This is a genomic window from Rhizobium sp. KNZ14-9A (assembly GCF_056755015.1).
This window is the reverse complement of sequence record NZ_JBPGXB010000002.1, coordinates 2390149-2411666: the sequence shown is the minus strand read 5'-3', so window position 1 is coordinate 2411666 and position 21518 is coordinate 2390149. Positions and strand designations below refer to the sequence as shown.

General features: G+C 59.9%; 15 protein-coding genes and 1 pseudogene. 11 read left to right on the top strand and 5 right to left on the bottom strand.

The window, feature by feature from the left end:
• Positions 1-104: 104 nt before the first annotated feature.
• The 3 genes and pseudogenes from ACR9ZQ_RS18665 to ACR9ZQ_RS18655 all read right to left on the bottom strand — a co-directional run bounded on the left by ACR9ZQ_RS18665 (position 105) and on the right by ACR9ZQ_RS18655 (position 2713).
• The gene (locus ACR9ZQ_RS18665; protein WP_113324460.1) at positions 105-752 is read right to left on the bottom strand and encodes a cysteine hydrolase family protein; all 648 of its coding nucleotides are present in this window, start codon (positions 750-752) and stop codon (positions 105-107) included.
• An 18-nt stretch (positions 753-770) separates the two neighbouring features.
• Positions 771-1317 (bottom strand): annotated as a pseudogene (locus ACR9ZQ_RS18660) (hypothetical protein).
• 70 nt (positions 1318-1387) lie between these two features.
• Positions 1388-2713, bottom strand: a complete 1326-nt coding sequence (locus ACR9ZQ_RS18655) for an epoxide hydrolase family protein (protein ID WP_481428506.1) — start codon at positions 2711-2713, stop codon at positions 1388-1390.
• Positions 2714-2964: 251 nt separating this feature from the next.
• Between ACR9ZQ_RS18655 and ACR9ZQ_RS18650 the strand changes: the two genes are divergently transcribed.
• The 8 genes from ACR9ZQ_RS18650 (at position 2965) to pstB (ending at position 13349) form a co-directional block, all read left to right on the top strand.
• Entirely contained in the window at positions 2965-5814 is a 2850-nt protein-coding gene (locus tag ACR9ZQ_RS18650) for an ATP-binding protein (RefSeq protein WP_310382946.1), read from the top strand.
• A 188-nt stretch (positions 5815-6002) separates the two neighbouring features.
• Positions 6003-6620, top strand: a complete 618-nt coding sequence (locus tag ACR9ZQ_RS18645; RefSeq protein WP_310382947.1) for a LysE family transporter — start codon at positions 6003-6005, stop codon at positions 6618-6620.
• 2 nt (positions 6621-6622) lie between these two features.
• A complete protein-coding gene (locus ACR9ZQ_RS18640; protein ID WP_310382948.1) occupies positions 6623-6967 on the top strand; it encodes a cupin domain-containing protein in 345 nt (114 codons plus the stop codon).
• 149 nt (positions 6968-7116) lie between these two features.
• Positions 7117-9243, top strand: coding sequence for a bifunctional diguanylate cyclase/phosphodiesterase (locus tag ACR9ZQ_RS18635; protein ID WP_310382949.1), 2127 nt, complete (start codon positions 7117-7119; stop codon positions 9241-9243).
• A 348-nt stretch (positions 9244-9591) separates the two neighbouring features.
• Entirely contained in the window at positions 9592-10614 is a 1023-nt protein-coding gene (gene pstS, locus ACR9ZQ_RS18630) for a phosphate ABC transporter substrate-binding protein PstS (protein WP_310382950.1), read from the top strand.
• An 88-nt stretch (positions 10615-10702) separates the two neighbouring features.
• The gene (gene pstC / locus ACR9ZQ_RS18625) at positions 10703-11680 is read left to right on the top strand and encodes a phosphate ABC transporter permease subunit PstC (RefSeq protein WP_310382951.1); all 978 of its coding nucleotides are present in this window, start codon (positions 10703-10705) and stop codon (positions 11678-11680) included.
• Between the two features lie 2 nt (positions 11681-11682).
• Positions 11683-12540: a phosphate ABC transporter permease PstA gene (gene pstA, locus ACR9ZQ_RS18620; RefSeq protein ID WP_113324454.1), complete on the top strand. Its 858-nt coding sequence runs from the start codon at positions 11683-11685 to the stop codon at positions 12538-12540.
• A 50-nt stretch (positions 12541-12590) separates the two neighbouring features.
• Positions 12591-13349: a phosphate ABC transporter ATP-binding protein PstB gene (gene pstB, locus ACR9ZQ_RS18615; protein WP_310382952.1), complete on the top strand. Its 759-nt coding sequence runs from the start codon at positions 12591-12593 to the stop codon at positions 13347-13349.
• Between the two features lie 85 nt (positions 13350-13434).
• Here pstB and ACR9ZQ_RS18610 read toward each other — a convergent pair whose 3' ends face one another.
• Both ACR9ZQ_RS18610 and ACR9ZQ_RS18605 read right to left on the bottom strand, forming a co-directional pair.
• Positions 13435-14679 (bottom strand): cytochrome P450, encoded by a 1245-nt coding sequence (locus ACR9ZQ_RS18610; protein ID WP_310382953.1) that lies wholly within the window; start codon positions 14677-14679, stop codon positions 13435-13437.
• A gap of 45 nt (positions 14680-14724) precedes the next feature.
• On the bottom strand, positions 14725-15978 hold the full coding sequence (locus ACR9ZQ_RS18605; protein WP_113324452.1) for a GGDEF domain-containing protein: 1254 nt from the start codon (positions 15976-15978) through the stop codon (positions 14725-14727).
• A 382-nt stretch (positions 15979-16360) separates the two neighbouring features.
• Here ACR9ZQ_RS18605 and clpP point away from each other — a divergent pair, with 382 nt between their 5' ends.
• The 3 genes from clpP to lon all read left to right on the top strand — a co-directional run bounded on the left by clpP (position 16361) and on the right by lon (position 21396).
• Positions 16361-16990: an ATP-dependent Clp endopeptidase proteolytic subunit ClpP gene (gene clpP, locus ACR9ZQ_RS18600; protein WP_007819825.1), complete on the top strand. Its 630-nt coding sequence runs from the start codon at positions 16361-16363 to the stop codon at positions 16988-16990.
• 305 nt (positions 16991-17295) lie between these two features.
• On the top strand, positions 17296-18573 hold the full coding sequence (clpX, locus tag ACR9ZQ_RS18595; RefSeq protein ID WP_007819824.1) for an ATP-dependent Clp protease ATP-binding subunit ClpX: 1278 nt from the start codon (positions 17296-17298) through the stop codon (positions 18571-18573).
• A gap of 402 nt (positions 18574-18975) precedes the next feature.
• A complete protein-coding gene (gene lon, locus ACR9ZQ_RS18590; RefSeq protein ID WP_310382955.1) occupies positions 18976-21396 on the top strand; it encodes an endopeptidase La in 2421 nt (806 codons plus the stop codon).
• Positions 21397-21518 lie beyond the last annotated feature (122 nt).

Below are 21518 nucleotides of genomic sequence, written 5' to 3'. Positions count from 1 at the left end.
TGCTTCTTCGGTCAGGCGTCGGCGACGTCTATGACCGCTGGCGAATGCCGTGGGCGCCAAGGACGGCCATTCGGCCGACCTCCTTCAGCTCTCGATACGGCCGGTTACGCCGCCGGTGCCATGTTCTGCATGGCCGCCAGTGCTCCGAGGATTTGCTCGGTCGTCACGATGGCGCTGGCGTAGTTCGGCATGTTGATTTCCAGCGCCGCATGCATCATCTCGTCGGAATAGTCGGCGACCGCGTCCTTCACGACCGTCACGTCGTATCCAAGCTCGGCTGCGAAGCGGACCGTTGCCTCGATGCAGGTATGCGCGATCAGGCCGATGACGATCAGCCTGTGGATGCCCCGCCTTTTGAGCTGGTTGTCTAGGTCGGTGTTGGCAAAACCGCTGGAGCACCAATGCTCCGATGCCACGACCTCGCCCGCAGCAGGAACGAACTCCGCCTTGAATTCGCCGCCCCAGGTGCCGAACTCGAAGGTCTTACGCTTCCAGGCCAGCTTCTGAATAGGGGCGATATACTTCCAGTTCTCGTAGTCGCCTTCGCGAAAGCGGTGGTGCATCGCGAAGAAGACGGGGAGTTTGACCTGCCGTGCCGCCTTGAGGATCTGCTCCATGTGCGGGACGCAATTGTTGGCCTCGGCGACCGCTTGTATGCGCGGCCAGATCTTGCCTCCTTCGGAAATGAAGTCGTTATACGGGTCGACCACCAGAAGCCCGGTAATGCCGTGTTCGTAGGACAGTTCGGTCATCGCATCCTCCTTTGGCGCTCAGGCGGCTCTCGACGATGACTGGTTACGAAGCGCAAAGCGCTCGATGCTCGCTGCAAAGAGCGGCGTCTCACCCTTGTTATGGGCGATCGACATCGGCTGGCGCTGCGTGCGGAACACCTCGAAGGGGATGCCCTGCCGATCCAGGTTCGCCAACATTTCGTCGGTGGCGAAGGACTGGACGCGGTTGGTGAACTCGCAGCGGTCCTTGTCGATTGCCTTGACGCTCAATTCCCAGGTCACATGGATGGTCACGCGGCCGGTTGGCGTGACGACGTCGGAGTTCTGAATCGAGGATCAGATGATCCTTCTCTCCGAGCGTCTCGACATAGTGCTGGACCATCAGGCTGCCGCCGATCGTCTCGACGTTGATCGACATGCGCGTGCCGTCAGGCGTGGTCGTAAAGCCGGCGGCGATATGGGCTGGCGAGCAGGACTGATATTCCTTCTCCGGCAGTGTGAAGCACCAGTTGGGAATGTCGATCTTCTCGATCGGCGCATTGATGATGGCGGTGAAGCTGGAATCGACGATCTGATTGTCGCGCATTGTCTGTCTCCTTCTTCGATAAGGGGTTGAGATCGCTGTGTCGGGCGGCGCACACCGCGCCGCCCTGTTGTCAGATCGATTTGCGAAGCGGCTTGAACGCGGCGCGCAGATCTTCGGTCAGGAACATGGGCTGCTCCCAGGCTGCGAAGTGGCCACCCTTGGATGGGCGGTTGTAGAAGATGAGCTGCGGATAGGCCTTCTCGGCCCAGCTCTTCGGAGCCTGGTAAATCTCGTCGGGGAAGGCGCTGACCGCGACCGGTATCTCGATGCCGCGCGGATCGAAGAAACCGCCGGAGGGGAAGTGGGCGTTGTCCCAATAAAGCCGGCCGGAAGAGATTGCGGTGTTCGTCAGCCAGTAGAGCGTGACGTTGTCGAGGATATCGTCCTTCGAAAGCCCTTCCTGTTTTCCGTCGAAGACGCGGGCGATCATGTCATAGCTGCGGATGTCATGATCGAGCATCCAGGCGGCAAGGCCGATCGGGGAGTCGACGATGCCATAGAGCGTCTGCGGCCGGTTGTTCATCTCGATCGCATAACCGAGGCCGTTCTTGTAAAAATCGTCGAGCTGCTCATAGGCGCGCTTTTCATCGGCCGAGAGGCTGTCGGGTGCCGAGGCGCCTGACGACAGCAGCTTGGCAATATCGGCAGGCACGGTGGCCGCCATGTTGGTGTGGATGCCGAGAAGGCCGGCCGGTTGCTGCACCGCCATCAGCTCGGTGACAGCATTGCCCCAGTCACCGCCTTGGGCGACATACTTCGTGTAACCGAGACGCTGCATGAGCACCGCCCAGGCCTTGGCGATGCGCGGCGGGTTCCAGCCCGGCTCAGTCGGCTTGCCCGAGAAGCCGTAACCCGGCAGCGAGGGAATGACGACATGGAAGGCGTCTTCGGCGCTGCCGCCATGCGCTGTCGGATCGGTCAGTGGCCCGATGATCTTCAGCTGCTCGATGATCGATCCCGGCCAGCCATGGGTGATGATGATCGGCAGCGCATTCTCGTGCTTGGACTTCACATGGATGAAGTGGATGTCCAGCCCATCGATCTTCGTGATGAACTGCGGGTAGGAGTTGAGCTTCGCTTCGACCTTGCGCCAATCGTAGTTCTTGGCCCAGTGGTCGGCGAGCTTCTTGATGGTGGAGAGCTGAACGCCCTGCGAGTGGTCGCTCACCGTCTCGCGATCCGGCCAGCGTGTGGCGGCGACGCGGCGATGGAGGTCTTTGAGGGTTTCGTTCGGAAAATGAACGTGGAATGGCTTGATCGCCTCATCGGCCGTGGCAGCAAGCAGATGGGAAGGCAGAAGCGCGCCTGAACTTGCAACCGCCACGCCCAGGGAGGCGGCGGCGAGAAAACGGCGGCGGTCCTGGTCGATTGCATCAGCGACTTCGGTCTTGATCATGGCTTTCTCCTCGGGGATCAGGATGTTGCAGTTGCACGTTTGTGCTGACCGAAACCTACTGCCGTATGCCGAGAAGCGCCCGTTATGCGTTGTTAGCTGTTGTCAGGAGACGAAAGCGGAGCATGTTAACAACAGCCGACATTCGCGCATCGACTGTTTTTCTCCCGTTTCAATACCTTCGGGTAGTGGCACGGATCGAACTGCTGGACTAATGTCCGCCAGCGCACAGACGTCGGCCAGAGGGATGAGCCATGGCGATCGTAGCAGTCGGGGATATCAAGGGAATTCGCTTCGGACCGTTCAAGCTGGCGGTAGGCGAAAGGCTTCTAAGCAGGGAGGGTGTCCCTGTGGAACTGGGCGGACGTGCCCTCGACATTCTTGTAGCGCTCGTGACATCCCCAAATGAAATCGTCAGCAAGAAGGAGCTGATGGACAGGGTCTGGCCCGACGCCCTCGTCGAGGAAGGCAGCCTTCGCTTCCATATGGCCGGGCTACGCAAGGCCCTCGGCGATGGCCAGGACGGCGCGCGCTACATCACCACGATTGCGGGGAGGGGCTACTGCTTCGTCGCACCCACTGTCGCCGTGTTGCCCGATCATCGCGATAGCCCGCTCGTCGAGGACGTGTTTCCGCATGCGAACCTTCCTCCACGGCTCGCCCGAATGGTCGGCCGTGACGTCGATGTCATGAAGCTGGGCGCACAACTGACGGATTCCCGGCTCGTCACGATCGTCGGCCCGGGCGGAGTGGGAAAGACGACCGTCGCGATTGCTGCAGCCCATCAGGCCGCCGAGGTTTTTGCCGGACACGTGCTGTTCGTTGATCTCGGCGTGGTCGCCGATCCGAAACTTGCTGCGACGACGATCGCTGCCCTGCTCGGACTTCCGGTCCAGGCCGAAGACGCGACACCCGATGTGATGCGGTTTCTCAGGGACAAACGCCTTCTCCTGATCCTCGATACCTGTGAGCACCTGGTGGAAACGGTCGCCACCATTGCTTCGTCCATTCTGGACGCCGCACCACAGGTGCATATCATTGCGACGAGCCGTGAGGCGCTGCGCATCGACAGCGAGCGCATCTACAGGTTGGATGCTTTGGGATATCCACCGGAAGTCAATGAAGCGCCGTCCGCAGCCGTTCAGCAATATCCGGCAGCGCAGCTTTTCGTCGAACGTGCGATAGCCAGCGGTGCCCAACTCGACGGAAACGAGGCCGAAGCTGCAATTGTCTGCGACATATGCCGAAAGCTCGACGGGGTCGCCCTGGCCATCGAACTCGCCGCCAGACGCGTCGAGGCCTATGGTTTGGAGCAGACCGCAGCATTGCTCGATCAAAGGCTGACACACCTGTGGCAGGGTTTGCGGACAGCCCCGCCGCGCCAGCAAACGCTGCAGGCCACCCTCGACTGGAGCTATGGGCTTCTGTCCGAAACCGAACGTGCTGTGCTGCGCAGGCTCGCGGTGTTCGTGGGAAATTTTCCACTCGATGCTGCTTTGGAGGTAGTGACGAACGACACGCTCGATCGTGCTTCGGTTTTTGCGGCTATCGACAATCTAGTGGAAAAGTCGATGGTGGCCGCCCGCCCGATCGGTGCCATGATGCGTTACCGGCTTCTCGACACCACGCGCGCCTACGTGATCGAACTCGGCAGGAACGACGAGTGGCAGGAACTGGCGAGGCGGCACGCAGCCTATTGCCGCCTTTGGTTCGAACAGAACGGCAGCGAGTGGACATCGCTCTCGACCCCCTTGGAGCGAGCGCCGCACTTCAATGCAGTTGATAACGTTCGCAGCGCACTTGAATGGTGTTTTGGAGAGAACGGCGACACATCGCTCGGGGTCGGCCTTGTCGCCTCCGTTGCTCCTGTCTTCCGTGCAATGGGCTTGCTGCCGGAGTGCCAACGATGGACGGAGCGCGCACTCCAGTCGCTGGACGATGCCACCCGTGGCACGAGCGAGGAGATGCAGCTCCAGGCGGCATTCGGAGTATCGATGATGTTCATGCGAGGCCACAACGAGATGTCGGCTGCCGCGCTGAACAGGAGTTTGGAGATAGCCGAAGCGCGCGGCGACGACCTCAATGCCGCAAGACTGCTGGGACCGATCCACTTCTTCCATCTGCGCAGCGGCGAGTTCAGGCTATGCGTGGAATACGCCGAGCGCTGCACCGAGATCGCCGATCGAATAGGCGATCCTGCGGCGACCACGCTATCCAGGGCTCTTCTCGGCCTCTCTTACTGTCTGGTCGGGCGCCTCGCTGAAGCACATGCGACGCTGAAACCCGTTGTCGAGCCCGCTCTTTCGCCAGCCAGCAAGCAGATGCATTACGGCTTCGATCACTACACCTGGGCCAGGATAGGCTGGTCGACAAATCTCTGGCTGGAAGGCCATACCGACCGGGCTCGCGCGGTGATCCGCCAATGCTTCAAGGATGCGGAGACGATGCGCCATCCCGTATCCTTCGCGATCTCGCTGAGTTCGATCGCGACGCTTCTGTGGATCGGCGATTTCGACGTGGCGGAGGAACACTTGGTTTCCTTCATCGCCCGCGCGGAGACCCAGGCTTTCGGCCCTTATCTCTCCATGGGGCATGCTTACAAGGCCGAGATCGCGATACGGCGGGGTGACTTCGAAGCCGGCGTTATGGCGCTGCGTAAACAGCTGGAGGATCTTCACGCCACACGCTTCGAACTCTTCACGGTGCGGTTCCACTTCGTTCTCATCATGGGCCTTCTGGCCGGCGGGCGATCTGCCGAAGCATGGGAACTCGCAGAGGAAACCGAGCAGCTGATCGAGGAAAAGGGCTACTATTCCTACCTTCCGGAGCTTCTGCGGCTGAGGGGCTGCATTCTTTTGGCTGCACCAGGACTGAGCCACATGGATGCAGAGACCTGTTTTACGTTGTCATTGGACGTGAGCCGCAGGCAAGGCGCTGGCGCCTGGGAAATCCGGGCGGCAACTGATCTGGCGAGGCTCTGGACGGAGCATGGGCGGACCGAGGAAGCCGATGGGCTGCTTCGACCCGTTTATGAGCGGCTGACGGAGGGGAGGGACACGCCCGCTCTTCGTGCGGCCGCGCAGGCGCTCGCGCAAGTCGGTTGAGAGGCGCGGAGCGCGCTGTAATTGCAGCGATCTTTTATTGGTGGTGACGGATTTGGCGTGAAGGCGGCCAAGCTGTTCATGCGCGGATATTGCCGGACATGGTGGCTGTTATCATCCCTAAAATCGTTTGATTTCAATGAGAAGTCTGTCAAAGCTATGTGACGGACTACACCTGAGGAAAAGCCTTCATGTTTTTGCTTTCCGTCGCCGCCATCTGGGCGGTGGCCGCCATCACGCCAGGTCCGAACTTCCTCATCGTCGTCCGGACGGCGCTGGAGGGTTCGCGAAGCGCGGCAGTGGCCGTCATCGCTGGCGTCATCCTAGGCACCTTCTGCTGGGGGCTCGCCGGCTGGCTCGGCATCAGCGCACTCTTTGCGGCCGCACCTTTCGCCTATCTGTTCCTGAAGGTCGCCGGCGGGCTCTATCTCTGCTTCCTCGGTGCAAAGCTCGTCTGGAGCACCTGGCGCAAGGCGGGCAGTGGAGAGCCGCAAGCCGTGCGGGCAGGGATCGGCCCGAAGCAGGCTTTCTATTCGGGGCTCGCAACCAATCTCGCCAATCCGAAATCGGCCTTCTTCGTCGCCTCGCTCTTTGCGGCGACGCTGCCGGCCGAGCATAGCTGGATGCAGGGTGCTGCTGCCGTCGCCACGATGGTTCTGGTCTCCTCGCTCTGGTACTCGTTCGTGCTGACAGTATTGCGCAACCCTGCCGTTGCAGGCGTCTATGCGCGCGGCCGTAGAACACTTGACGCCGCGGCCGGCGTCATCTTCATGGGCTTCGGCCTGAAACTTCTGACCTCAGCGCGATAACCATGGCAAACATGATCTCCTTCGATATCGACAGCGTCGAACCGGAAGTCGGCGCTCCCGCCGCCGAGCGCATCATTTCCGGCAATCCGCAATTCCGCACCTGGAACCTGGAGGAGGCCGAGGGCGGCCTCTATTCCGGCATCTGGGAGGCAACGCCTGGCAAGTGGCGGATCGTCTATGAGGAGTGGGAATATTTCAGCCTGCTCTCCGGCCATTCGATCGTGACCGAGGATGGCGGTGAGCCGGTTCATCTGAAGGCGGGCGACCGGATGATCCTCAGGCCAGGCTTTAAAGGAACCTGGGAAGTCGTTGAAACAACTCGCAAGGATTATGTGATCAAGGTCTAAAAAGCTGCCCGGATGGATGGCTTTTGATCATTCTCATTAATAGTGTCTACATCATCAAATGATAGATCTTATCTGCAGCGCATTGCGGACATGATGTCTCCTGCCGTCACCATAGACATGGCCTTGCAATTCATCTTTTCGGGATTGGCATGTCGTCGAATCTTGCAGGTAGGCACGTTCGAACCCAAACGTCTTCCATCATTGCGACAACCATCTTCTTCCTCGTCGTCGCTCTCGTGCTGACGGGCCTCATGGCCCATGTCGTCGCCACGATGAACCGGTCTGCAAACAAGATCGATGATGCCAGGGCCACGCGCGCTGCCCGTGCAGCGATCTCGGCCTTTGCCAATCGTTTGAGCGCGACAACCACGGACAACGCCGTATGGGATGATGCCTATAAAGCGATCTCATCTCCTGACGCCACGGATTGGGCCTATGAGAACTGGGGCAAGACCACAGCGGATTATCCGCTCTATGACGGCGCGGTCGTGATCGGCCCCGACCGCTCTTCGGTCATCTCCGCATACGCCAAAGGCAAGCCCTTCCAGCCTAGTGCTTCTTTCGGCGAAGCTTTTTACCAGCAGATCGACAAAGCTGCTGAATCCGGACAGGCGCCGGTGGTCAATTTCATCCGGACCGAAACGGGCATCGCGCTGATCGTGTCACAGGCAATCCAGCCTTTCACCGCAGAAGGCGAGCTTCCGAAGCTGAGTGTCCTGAGCCTCTACAAGGATCTCACGTCGGAGGTTCTCGACACTTTTTCGGACGAGCATGAACTCGAAGGGTTGCGCCTTGCCGCCGCGCCCGAGTCGGGCCTGCTGAACACGCCGATCACGGACATAGGAGGTGGCGTCATCGGCCATCTTGTCTGGCCCAGCAAAGCGCCCGGAACCGCCGTGTTTCACGAAGTCTATCCTTACGTCGCGGCCGCTGTCATCATCCTTGCGATGTTCCTGGGTGGTGTTCTGCTGGTGGGTGCAGCAGAGGCGCGCCGCCTACGCCAATTGGCGCAAGCGGCGATTTTCGAAGCGAACCACGATAGCCTGAGCGGCCTGTTGAACAGGCACGGGCTTCTCGCACTGCTGGAAGAGCTGGAAGATACCGATGTTGCGCCACCCCGGCTCTATCTGGTCGATCTCGATGGATTCAAGGCTGTCAACGACGCCTGGGGGCATGCGGTAGGGGATGACCTGATCCGGATCGTCTCGAACGCCCTGATCGCCTGTCACCCTGAAGTCGTTGCGGCCGCCCGGCTGGGAGGCGACGAGTTTGCGCTGGTGCAGATTGGAACCGCCGCGCGTGGGGAGATAGAAGAGACTATTCTGGCGCTGTTCACCGAGCCCTTCAAAATCGAAGGGCGAACAATCGAAGTTGGCGCAAGCATCGGAGCTGCCGCACGTGACGGAGACGTACCGCCTTTGGAGCTTCTCCGCAGGGCGGATATGGCGCTCTATCGTGCCAAGGCAAACGGCAGAGGCCGGGCGATCGAATACGACCCGGAGCTGGATCTGGAACGCCAGAGGGTCGCCGAAATGGAAGCTTTGTTGAAGAGCGCCATTAGCAATGGTGCGATCGAAGCCTTTTTCCAGCCTCTCGTCTCTGCTGCGACAGGTGCTGTTACTGGTCTTGAAGCGCTAGCGCGTTGGCGAGTTCCAACAGGGAACATAAGCCCTGAGATTTTCATCCCGCTCGCCGAAAGGTGCGGCCTCATCGATGCGCTCGGCGCTCATATGCTGAAAACATCGATCGGGCATGCCAAGAACTGGCCTGGCCTGTCATTGTCGGTGAACGTTTCGCCGGTCCAACTCTGCAATCCGGAATTCGCCGCCGAAGTGATCTCGCTTCTGCAGGAGCTCGATTTCGATCCGAAGCGTTTGACATTGGAGATCACGGAAGGCGTCCTGATGACAAATCCGGAACAGGCCCGCAGGTCGATAGATCACCTCAAACAGGTCGGTATAAAATTCGCGCTTGATGACTTTGGCTGCGGCTATGCAAGCATCGGCGCATTGCGGCAGTTCGGGTTTGATCGCATGAAGATCGACCGTTCGCTCGTATCCGCTCTCGACCAAGCCTCGAATGGCGCCGATGTTCTGAGAGCCACCATCTCCCTGGCGACCGCTCTGCAGATTCCCGTGACAGCTGAAGGTATCGAGAATACGCGCCAGGCGGCGATCCTGCGTGAGGCCGGCTGCGACCAGCTGCAGGGCTATCTGATCGGAAAACCTATGTCGGCACTCGAGATATCCAGCAAGCTTCAAGAGCTTGCCGCATAGATTGCGGCAGCACACTCGGGTGGTCGTCCGGTCCTCGGAGCATTTTGGCGTCTGAAAACGACATTTTCACGCATTGCTGCGGCAATCGACCGCAGCCCTGCGGCAATAGGGCTGCACCTCATTTACGAAGGCTTTGTCAGCGCGCGATTCACTAGGAAAGTCAGTGACTTCAGCGACTTATGCACAGCGTTGCATTTCATGTCACCCGTCACAAACTGTCATCAAACTGTAATAATAGACGCCTAGCCGCCTTCCCGTGACGAGGAAATTCAGCGCCCCTGACAGTGGACACCCCCTCCATGGCGCCGAGCCTCGTCGTCCTTTCGTTCCATCAGGGAAGAGTTGCAAATGCTCACCAAGAAACTTCTTTCGGCCTGCCTCGGCGCCGGCCTGGTTGCCGCTCTGGCAGTCTCGGCCTCCGCTGCCGATATTACCGGCGCTGGTTCGACCTTCGTCTATCCGGTTCTTTCGAAGTGGTCGGCAGACTACAACAAGGAAACCGGCGACAAGCTGAACTACCAGTCGATCGGTTCGGGCGGCGGTATCGCCCAGATCAAGGCTGCAACGGTTGACTTCGGCGCTTCCGACGCCCCGCTCAAGCCGGAAGATCTGACGGCTGGCGGCTTTGGCCAGTTCCCGCTCGTTGTCGGCGGCATCGTTCCCGTCATCAACGTCAAGGGCATCAAATCAGGCGAACTGAAGCTCTCCGGCAAGGTCCTCGCTGATATTTACCTCGGCAACGTCACCAAGTGGAACGACAAGGCCATCGCCGATCTGAACCCGGGCCTGAAGTTGCCCGACAGCCAGATTGCCGTTGTTCACCGTTCGGACGGCTCGGGCACGTCCTTCAACTGGACCAACTTCTTCTCCAAGGTAAACCCGGACTGGAAGTCGAAGGTTGGTGAAGGCACTGCCGTCAACTGGCCGGTCGGCATCGGCGGCAAGGGTAACGAAGGCGTTGCTGCTTACGTTACCCGCGTCAAGGACTCGATCGGTTACGTCGAATACGCCTACGCCCTGCAGAACAAGCTGCCCTACGTTCTCATCCAGAACGCTGCCGGCCTGTATCCGAAGCCGAACGCTGAAAGCTTCTCGGCTGCAGCTGCAAGTGCAGAGTGGGGCAAGGCTCAGGACTTCTACCTGATCATGACCAACGCACCGGGTGAAAAGGCTTGGCCGATCACGGCAACCACCTGGGCCATCATGTACAAGGAACCGAAGGACGCTGAACGCTCCAAGGCTGCTTTCTCCTTCTTCAAGTGGGCTCTCGAAAAGGGTCAGAAGGAGGCTTCCTCGCTCGATTACGTTCCGCTTCCGGACACGCTCGTGAAGCAGATCGAAGATTACTGGACGGCCTCTTTCAAGAGCTGATCCTGACGAAACTGCGGTCGGGGCGGAAAGCCAAGCTTTCCGCCCCGAATGCCTTTGACACCCCCTCAAAGCAGCAGAGCGTACGGATATGAGCGAAGCACTGGCGTCGCTGCCCGCCGACACCGCGGGCGTGAAGCGCCGCGACGGCGCCGCAGGCGATCGGATTTTTTATTGGATAGTTTTGGGCTGCGGCCTGTTTGTTCTCGCCGCTCTGCTGGCAGCGGCGATCTCCATGGCCATGGGCGGGCTTCTTGCCTTCCGCACCTTCGGCTTCGGCTTCCTGACCGGCACCGAATGGGATCCGGTTGCTCAGCAATTCGCCGGTCTCGTGCCGATCTACGGCACGCTGGTCACCTCGGCACTCGCCATGATCATCGGCGTTCCCGTTAGCCTCGGCATCGCGGTTTTCATCACCGAGGTTGCGCCGCGCTCCATCCGCGGGCCGATCGGCGACGCCGTCGAGCTTCTCGCCGGCATCCCCTCGATCATTTACGGCATGTGGGGTCTTTTCACCTTTGCTCCGTTCATGTCGGATTACATCCAGCCGGTGCTCATCGACTGGCTGGGTCCGATCCCGCTGATCGGTGCGCTGTTTTCGGGTGCGCCGCTCGGCATCGGCATGCTGACATCAGGCATCGTGCTGGCGATCATGATCATCCCCTTCATCTCGTCGGTCATGCGTGACGTCTTCCTGGTCGTCCCCGCGCAGCTGAAGGAATCGGCCTATGCGCTTGGTTCGACAAAGTGGGAAGTGGTGCGCGACATCGTCATCCCGCACACCCGCACGGCCGTTGTCGGTGGCATCTTCCTTGGTCTCGGCCGCGCGCTCGGCGAGACCATGGCGGTTACCTTCGTTCTCGGCAACACCCATAACATAGCGGTGTCGCTGATGGAGCCCGGCACCTCGATTGCCGCGACGCTCGCCAATGAGTTTGCCGAGGCTTCGGACGACCTCTACCGGTCGTCGCTGGCAGCCCTTGGCCTCATCCTCTTCGTTGTCACCTTCATCGTTCTGGCGGCCGCCAAGCTCATGCTGGTGCGTATGGCAAAGCAGAGGGGGGAATAATCATGGCTACCTATTCGGGTTCCCTTTACCGCCGCCGCCAGATCGGCAGCGCAATCGCGCTGACACTTTGTGGCATCGCCACCGTGCTCGGCCTGGTCTTTCTGGTGTGGATACTCTGGACGACGCTGGTCCACGGTCTGTCTGCGCTGAGCCCCAGCCTTCTCACGGAAATGACGCCGCCGCCCGGCGAAGACGGCGGCGGTCTCGCCAACGCGTTCATGGGCAGCCTGCTGATGGTCGTTCTCGCCGTTATCATCGGTACACCGATCGGCGTGCTCGCCGGCACCTACCTGTCGGAGTTCGCCCGCGGCAAGAAGCTCGGCGAGGCCATCCGCTTCGTCAATGATATCCTGCTCTCTGCGCCGTCGATCATCATCGGTTTGTTCGTCTATGAAGTGGTCGTCCGCCCGACCTCACGCTTCTCAGGCTTTGCCGGCGGCATCGCTCTCGCCTTCATCTTCCTGCCGGTCGTGGTGCGCACGACCGACGAAATGCTGCGGCTGGTTCCCGATGTCATGCGTGAGGCAGCCCTTTCGCTCGGCATCCCGCGCTGGAAGGTCACGGTCAACGTCCTCTACCGCGCCGCCTCGACCGGTATCCTGACCGGTATCCTTCTCGCAATCGCCCGCATTTCCGGCGAAACCGCGCCGCTCCTCTTCACGGCTCTGAACAACCAGTACTGGAGCCTGGATATGTCGCAGCCGATGGCGAACATTCCCGTCGTCATCTTCCAGTTCGCCATGAGCCCCTATGAGCAATGGCAGAATCTTGCATGGGCCGGTGCCTTCGTGATGACGGCCGTCGTTCTAATCCTGAGCGTCGTATCGCGCTCCGTCCTGAACCGAAAAGGTGGGAAATGATGCTTCAGTCTGCAGACACTATCGATACTACCAGCAAGCTGGGAAAGCTGATGGCGAGAGACAAGATCTCCCTCGAGAAAGTCAATTTCTACTACGGCGACGCCCACGCGATCAAGGATGTGAGCCTGAGCTTCCCGGAGCGCCAGGTCTCGGCCCTGATCGGTCCCTCCGGCTGCGGCAAGTCCACCCTGCTGCGCATCCTGAACCGCATCTACATGCTGTATCCGAAGATGCGGGCTACCGGCTCGATCAAGCTCGACGGCAAGAACATCCTCGACCCGAGCTTCTCGATGAATGAACTGCGCGCCCGCGTCGGCATGGTGTTCCAGAAGCCGGTGCCGTTCCCGATGTCGATCTATGACAACATCGCCTATGGCATTCGCCACCACGAGCGCCTCAACAAGGCCGATATGGACGTGCGCGTCGAGCAGGCGCTGCGTCAGGCCGCTCTCTGGGATGAGGTGAAGGACAAGCTGAAGGGCAGCGGCCTCGGCCTTTCGGGCGGCCAGCAGCAGCGTCTTTGCATCGCCCGCGGCGTGGCGCTGCGTCCGGAGGTGCTGCTTCTCGACGAGCCGACCTCGGCCCTCGACCCGATCTCGACTGCCAAGGTCGAAGAGCTGGTCGCGCAGTTGAAGGGCGAGTTCACGATCGTCATCGTCACTCACAACATGCAGCAGGCAAGCCGCATCTCTGACAACACAGCCTTCATGTATCTGGGCGAATTGATCGAATACGGCCCGACCGCGCAGATCTTCCAGTCTCCGAAGGTCAAGCGTACGGAAGACTACATCACCGGCCGTTACGGCTGATGCGATATTTCCTCGCGGAACAGAAACGGCCGGCACGCGATGAGCTTGCCGGCCGCTTTCGTTTCCGAGTGTCGGATATGAAGGCTTACCAGACGAGATCCAGGCGATCGAGCCCGTGGAAGTGGTAGACGTCCTTGACGACGGGCGTCTTGGCAAGTTTGAGCCCCGGCAGGCGCTTGAACAGTATCGGCAGCACGACGTTGAGCTCCAGCCGCGCCAGCGGCGCGCCGATGCAGAAATGGATGCCGGCGCCGAATGAGAGATTGGGTGCCTCGTTGCGGTCGGGCTTGAAGGTGAGGGGATCGCTGAATTTCGCTGGATCGAGATTGGCGGCGGCCAGGATCATGCTCACCTTGTCGCCGCGCTTGAACGCGATGCCGTCGATCTCGGCGGGCTCGAGCGCCCAGCGCTGGAAGATGTGGACAGGCGCGCAGATGCGCAGCGACTCCTCGACGGTGCGTTCGGTGGCGGTTTCGTCGCGGAAAAGCTCAGCCGGATCGTAGCCGCTATCCAGGATGATGCGCACCGAATTGCCGATCTGGTGGACCGTCGCTTCATGGCCGGCATTGAGCAGCACGATGGTCGTCGAAACCAGCTCGTCTTCCGTCAGGTACTGGCCCTTGTGCTCGGTGTGAATCATATGCGTCAGCAGGTCGTCACGCGGTTCGGCCCGGCGCTCGGCAATGACCGTCTTCACATAATCGGAAAATTCCCGTGCCGCCTGCTCCGCAGCATCTTCGTCCGCGCGGGTGCGCCCGAACATGTACATGCGCACATAGGCATGTGACCACTTGAGGAGCTGCGGCCCCATTTCTTCGGGAATACCGATCATGCCGGCGATCATCGTCACCGGGATGATATCGGCAAAGGCCGAAAGCAGCTCGACTTCGCCCTTGTCGGCAAAGCCGTCGATTAGCTTGTTCGCGAGCTCTTCCAGCTCCGGTTTCATCCTCTCGACATGGCGCGAGACGAAGGCGCGGTTGACGAGGGTGCGCAGCCGCGTGTGTTCCGGCGGCTCCAGCTCCAGCAGCGAATAGCGCTCGGCGAGATCGAAGGCGGCGATATGCGGCTCGGGCTCGGGAAGGCCGAGTTCCTCGCGGCTGGCAATATGCAGGATCTGCCGGCCGAACCGGCGGTCGCGCAGCAGCCCGTTCACATGATCGTAGTTGGTGACGAACCATTGCTTCTGCTGTTCCCAGTAGAAGGTGGGACAATGGGCATGGAGCGCGGCATAGACCGCGTTCGGGTTGCCGTAGAAGGCCGGGTCGCTGCCATCGAGCGACACATGGCGTGTGGCGGGATTGATCTTGAGGAAGGGCGGTATCATCATGGGCAGAGGCTTAGCGGATTTGCCTTGCCTCGAAAAGATGGACACTCAGCCTGCGCGGGAAAGTACACCCATGCGGCGCAATGCTTCCACTTGATCGTCGACGGTCGGCACGAGTTCGCCGGCATGAGAGTTCGGCTCGCCAGGCGCGGGTGCCGCCGCTTCTTCCTCGCCGAAGACGACCGTGCAGTTGCGGCCGGCAGCTTTTGCCGAATAGAGCGCCCGGTCGGCGGCCGACACCAGCCGGTCGATATTGGCTTCGATCGCCGAGGAAAGCGCGATGCCGACGCTGACGGTGGCGGGGATCAGTGCCTCGCCCGTGCTGACCGGCAGGCGGCAGAATTCGGCGCGGATCGATTCCGCCAACGCTTCGGCTTCCGTCTGGTCGCGGACGGTCACGAAGGCCGCGAATTCTTCGCCGCCCATGCGGCCGAAGATATTGTTCGGGATATACTGACGAGCAAGGCGGGCGAAGGCGGTGAGGACGGCATCGCCCGATTGATGGCCGAAACGGTCGTTGACGCGCTTGAAATGGTCGAGGTCAAAGAGGATGACACCGACCTGGTGCTGCTCGTCATGTGCCTTTTCCTGGATCTTGTCGAAATAGCCGAGCAGGCCGCGGCGGTTCAGCACGCCCGTCAGCGAATCCGTCAGCGTCAGGAAGCGCAGGTGACGTTCCGACCGTTCCATGATGAGGCGGCAGGTGAGCGCGAAGGCGATGGTGAGCAGGAAGGCGCTGGCCATGGCGGCCCCGCCGCTGAAATTCGTCGCCTGCTTATCCGAGGGCAGGATAAGCGCCATTGCCAGCGCCACGCCGAAGCAGAGGAAGGCCTGCAGCACGAAGACGGCCATCAGCATGATGCGCGTGCGTTCGCGATGGATATCGCCGGCGGCTATCGCCATGGCAAGCGCAGTGGCGCCGGTCGCCGAGGCGAGATTGTAGAGAATGACGCGGTTGGAATAATCCTCGTTGATCCACGGCAGGAAGACGCCTGCAAGCCAGATTACTGGCGGCAGCAGCGCCCACCATTCCATCTTCTTGCGGTCGAGCGCCAGGAAGCCGGCGACCCAGGCACTTTGTCCGAGCAGGGCGATGGCATTGCCGATCTCGATGGAAAGCAGGTCGGGGATTTCGCCGCGGACCGCAACCAGCGCAAAGCCGATGCCGCTGAACAGGAAGCCGAGCCCCCAATAAAGGTAGGCGCCGCTTTTCCGGTCGTGGCGCCAGGCCACGAACAGAACCAGAGCCAGCGTAAGGGCTTCGGAACACCAGATGGACAGACCTGTAGTGACATTGAACACGGCAGCAACCCCTTGAGAATTGGCCGCATCCTTGCCGAAGAAGCTCGCTGTTTGATTAATGGCACAGATCTGCGCTCGGCAATTTCGTCGATATCTGCCGGTAAGCTTTCCGCCCGGTAAATACCCGTGAGATCCATCGGGCGCGGTAAGCCTTCCTTCATCCTGTCGCAGAGAAAAACTGTGAGAGCCAAAGGTCTGGCCTCGCCGTTAACAGGCGTTTGGGAGAAACGGGATAGGGAAATGTCAAAGCCATATGTCGCGCCCGCTTCTTAACGTTATCCTTATGCGTGTCTTGAAGAGGGGGGCTGGGACACTCTATGTAGGGACAAGGCATTTTTCTTTGATTCCCGGCTTTCGCCGGAAAGACGTTAAAAGGACGCACATGAGAAACCCAGTCGATACCGCTATGGCACTCGTGCCGATGGTTGTGGAACAGACCAATCGCGGTGAACGCTCCTACGACATCTATTCCCGCCTGCTCAAGGAACGCATCATCTTCCTGACGGGCCCTGTCGAGGACCATATGGCGACACTCGTCTGCGCCCAGCTTCTCTTCCTCGAGGCCGAAAACCCGAAGAAGGAAATCGCGCTCTACATCAATTCGCCGGGTGGTGTCGTCACTGCCGGCATGGCGATCTACGATACGATGCAGTTCATCAAGCCGGCCGTTTCGACGCTTTGCATCGGTCAGGCCGCTTCCATGGGCTCGCTGCTTCTGGCCGCCGGTCACAAGGACATGCGCTTCGCCACGCCGAATTCACGCATCATGGTCCATCAGCCTTCGGGCGGTTTCCAGGGTCAGGCATCGGACATCGAGCGCCACGCCCGCGACATCCTGAAGATGAAGCGCCGCCTCAACGAGGTCTATGTGAAGCACACGGGCCGTACCTATGAGGAAGTCGAAAAGACCCTTGACCGCGACCATTTCATGGATGCGGACGAGGCCCAGACCTGGGGCGTCATCGACAAGGTTCTGACCTCGCGCATCGAAATGGAAGGCGATCAGGCCTAGTAATTAATAGGGATGGTGTTTTCGCCGCCACAGTTCTATCCCATTTGTGATTGAACAAGGGGTTTCATCTGGCGGCGGAGACGCTAATAGTAACTATTAATGCTATGTTGAATTTTTGTGACATAGCATTCGGCATTCGAAGGGGAATTCGTTGCCGCCGGTACCCGGACATGATTGATTGGGCCCGGTTCGTACCCCCTGAAGCCCTTGTCGGCAGGAACTCCGGGTAGGGAGTGCTGCCAGGGAGCTGATTGAATGGACCGTGATTTCGCGTTCGAAATGCGGCGTGCTGGAAGGAAAGTGATATGAGCAAGGTCAGCGGCAGCAACGGCGGCGACAGTAAGAACACCCTCTATTGTTCTTTCTGCGGAAAGAGCCAGCATGAAGTCCGGAAGCTTATTGCCGGACCGACCGTGTTCATCTGCGATGAATGCGTCGAGTTGTGCATGGACATCATCCGCGAGGAGAACAAGTCCTCGATGGTCAAGTCCCGTGACGGCGTCCCGACGCCCCAGGACATCATCAAGGTCCTCGACGAATATGTCATCGGCCAGCGTCAGGCGAAGAAGATCCTGTCGGTCGCCGTTCACAACCACTACAAGCGTCTCGCGCACGCCTCCAAGAACGGCGACGTCGAATTGGCGAAGTCGAACATCATGCTGGTTGGCCCGACCGGCTGCGGCAAGACCTATCTTGCCCAGACGCTCGCCCGCATCATCGACGTTCCCTTCACGATGGCCGATGCGACCACGTTGACGGAAGCCGGCTATGTCGGTGAAGACGTCGAAAACATCATTCTGAAGCTTCTGCAGGCTGCGGATTACAATGTCGAGCGCGCCCAGCGCGGCATCGTCTACATCGACGAAGTCGACAAGATCTCCCGCAAGTCCGACAACCCGTCCATCACCCGTGACGTATCGGGCGAGGGCGTGCAGCAGGCGCTTCTGAAGATCATGGAAGGCACGGTTGCTTCCGTACCGCCGCAGGGCGGCCGCAAGCATCCGCAGCAGGAATTCCTGCAGGTCGACACGACGAACATCCTGTTCATCTGCGGCGGCGCCTTTGCTGGCCTCGACAAGATCATTTCGGCTCGCGGCGAGAAGACCTCGATCGGCTTCGGCGCGACCGTTAAGGCACAGGACGACCGCCGCGTCGGCGAAGTGCTGCGCGAACTGGAGCCGGAAGACCTGGTCAAATTCGGCCTCATCCCGGAATTCATCGGTCGTCTGCCGGTTCTGGCGACGCTGGAAGACCTTGATGAGGATGCACTGATCCAGATCCTGTCCGAGCCGAAAAACGCGCTGATCAAGCAGTATCAGCGCCTGTTCGAGATGGAAGACGTGGAACTGTCCTTCCACGAGGACGCGCTGCGCGAAATCGCCCGCAAGGCGATCATCCGCAAGACCGGCGCCCGCGGCCTGCGTTCGATCATGGAAAAGATCCTGCTCGACACGATGTTCGAACTGCCGGCGCTGGAAGGCGTTCGCGAAGTCGTCATCTCCGAAGAGGTCGCACGCGGCTCGGCCCGTCCGTTGTATATCTACGCCGACCGCCAGGACGAGAAGGCAAACGTTTCGGCCTGAAGCTTGAGCTGAGAACCGTTATTTTAAGGGGCTTGCCTTGCGCAGGCCCCTTTCTATTTGAAAACAGGTGCCCGGCGCTGATAATAGTTGCGGGCAAGGTTGAAAACAGCCTTCGCCGATATTGCGCAAAGGATGACCCTTGGCAATGATGCTGTGATTCCGTAGCGTGTTGCTGGCGTTGTTATTTTAGGCGGTTCGGAAATGGTAAGCGTCGCTCCAGATAGGCGCTTCATTGTGTTGGCGTTCCATGTAATAAAGCTGTCACAACCGTGGAACGCGGGCGTTAACGTGGCTTGAAAAGCGTAGTCAGAACCTCCACTTGTAACAGCAAGTGAGAGTGCCGGCCGGTCCCAAGCGGCCGCGCCAAAGAGCCCGGTAACGGGACGATGGAAAGGAATAAAAATGACGAAGAAAACGTCTGTAGCGAGCACCAGCACCGCCTATCCTGTTCTCCCCCTGCGCGACATCGTGGTATTCCCCCATATGATCGTCCCGCTGTTCGTCGGACGGGAAAAGTCGATCCGCGCGCTCGAAGAGGTCATGGGTTCCGACAAGCAGATCATGCTGGTCACCCAGATTAACGCCAGCGATGATGATCCGGACCCGTCAGCGATCCATCGCGTCGGTACAGTTGCGAACGTGCTGCAGCTCCTGAAGCTGCCTGACGGCACCGTAAAGGTTCTGGTCGAAGGCCGTGCCCGCGCCGAGATCGATACCTATACGAGCCGCGAGGATTTCTACGAAGCCCTCGGCCATGTGCTCGAAGAGCCGCATGACGATCCGGTCGAACTGGAAGCCTTGTCGCGTTCCGTTGTGTCGGAATTCGAGAGCTACGTGAAGCTCAACAAGAAGATTTCGCCCGAGGTTGTCGGTGCGGCCAGCCAGATCGACGACTATTCGAAGCTCGCCGATACGGTTGCTTCGCACCTGTCGATCAAGATCACCGAGAAGCAGGAGATGCTGGAAACCACCAGCGTCAAGGCTCGCCTCGAAAAGGCGCTTGGCTTCATGGAAGGCGAGATCTCGGTCCTGCAGGTCGAAAAGCGCATCCGCTCGCGCGTCAAGCGCCAGATGGAGAAGACCCAGCGCGAATACTACCTGAATGAGCAGATGAAGGCGATCCAGAAGGAACTCGGCGACGGCGAGGAAGGCCGCGACGAGATGAGCGAACTGGAAGAGCGCATCGCCAAGACCAAACTGTCCAAGGAAGCCCGTGAAAAGGCCGATGCGGAGCTGAAGAAGCTGCGCCAGATGAGCCCGATGTCGGCTGAAGCCACTGTCGTGCGCAACTATCTGGACTGGCTGCTCGGTATTCCCTGGGGCAAGAAGTCGAAGATCAAGGCCGATCTCAACAATGCCGAGAAGATCCTTGAAGCCGATCACTTCGGTCTCGAGAAGGTCAAGGAGCGCATCGTCGAGTATCTGGCGGTCCAGGCTCGCGCCACCAAGATCAAGGGTCCCATCCTTTGCCTCGTCGGCCCTCCGGGCGTAGGCAAGACCTCGCTCGCCCAGTCGATTGCCAAGGCAACCGGCCGCGAATATGTCCGCATGGCTCTCGGCGGCGTCCGTGACGAAGCCGAAATTCGCGGCCACCGCCGCACCTATATCGGTTCGATGCCCGGCAAGGTTATCCAGTCGATGAAGAAGGCGAAGAAGTCCAACCCGCTCTTCTTGCTCGATGAGATCGACAAGCTCGGCCAGGACTATCGCGGCGATCCGTCTTCGGCTTTGCTCGAGGTACTCGATCCGGCTCAGAACTCGACCTTCATGGACCACTACCTGGAAGTCGAATACGACCTGTCGGACGTGATGTTCATCACGACGGCGAATACGCTGAACATCCCGGCTCCGCTGATGGACCGCATGGAAATCATCCGTATCGCCGGCTACACCGAAGACGAAAAGCGCGAGATCGCCAAGCGGCACCTGCTGCCGAAGGCCATCAAGGAACATGCGCTGCAGCCGAGCGAATTCTCGGTCAGCGACGATGCCCTGATGGCAATCAGCCAGCAGTATACCCGCGAAGCCGGTGTCCGTAACTTCGAACGCGAATTGATGAAGCTCGCCCGCAAGGCGGTCACCGAGATCATCAAGGGCAAGGCGAAGTCGGTTCATGTCACGGCAGCGAATATCGACGATTATCTTGGCGTTCCGCGCTTCCGCCACGGCGAAGCCGAGCGTGAGGATCAGGTCGGCGTGGTCACGGGTCTTGCCTGGACGGAAGTCGGCGGCGAGCTGCTGACGATCGAAGGTGTCATGATGCCCGGCAAGGGCCGCATGACCGTCACCGGCAACCTGAAGGAAGTGATGAAGGAATCGATCTCGGCAGCGGCGTCTTACGTCCGCTCGCGCGCCGTCGATTTCGGCATCCAGCCGCCGCTCTTCGACAAGAGCGACATCCACGTACACGTGCCGGAAGGCGCAACGCCGAAGGATGGTCCGTCTGCCGGTGTCGCGATGGCAACCGCGATCGTCTCGATCATGACCGGCATTCCGGTCAACAAGGATGTGGCAATGACGGGTGAAATCACCCTGCGTGGCCGTGTCCTGCCGATCGGTGGCCTGAAGGAAAAGCTGCTCGCGGCACTGCGCGGCGGCATCAAGAAGGTGCTGATTCCGGAAGAGAATGCCAAGGATCTGGCAGAGATTCCTGACAACGTGAAGAACAACATGGAGATCATTCCGGTCTCCCGTATGGGCGAAGTGATCAAGCATGCGCTGGTCCGTCGTCCCGAGCCGATCGAGTGGGATGGTACGGTGGAAACGCCCGTCATCGCGACTGTCGAAGGGCTCGATGATGCAGGTGCAGCCATCGCTCATTGAGCTTTGGCGGCCACATTTATGCCCAATTGTTGCAAATCCTGAAAAAGGCCGGCGGAAACGCCGGCCTTTTTTGTGAAAACGTCATGTAGACGCTTGCTTTTCCTTGATTTGCAGGGTTTTTG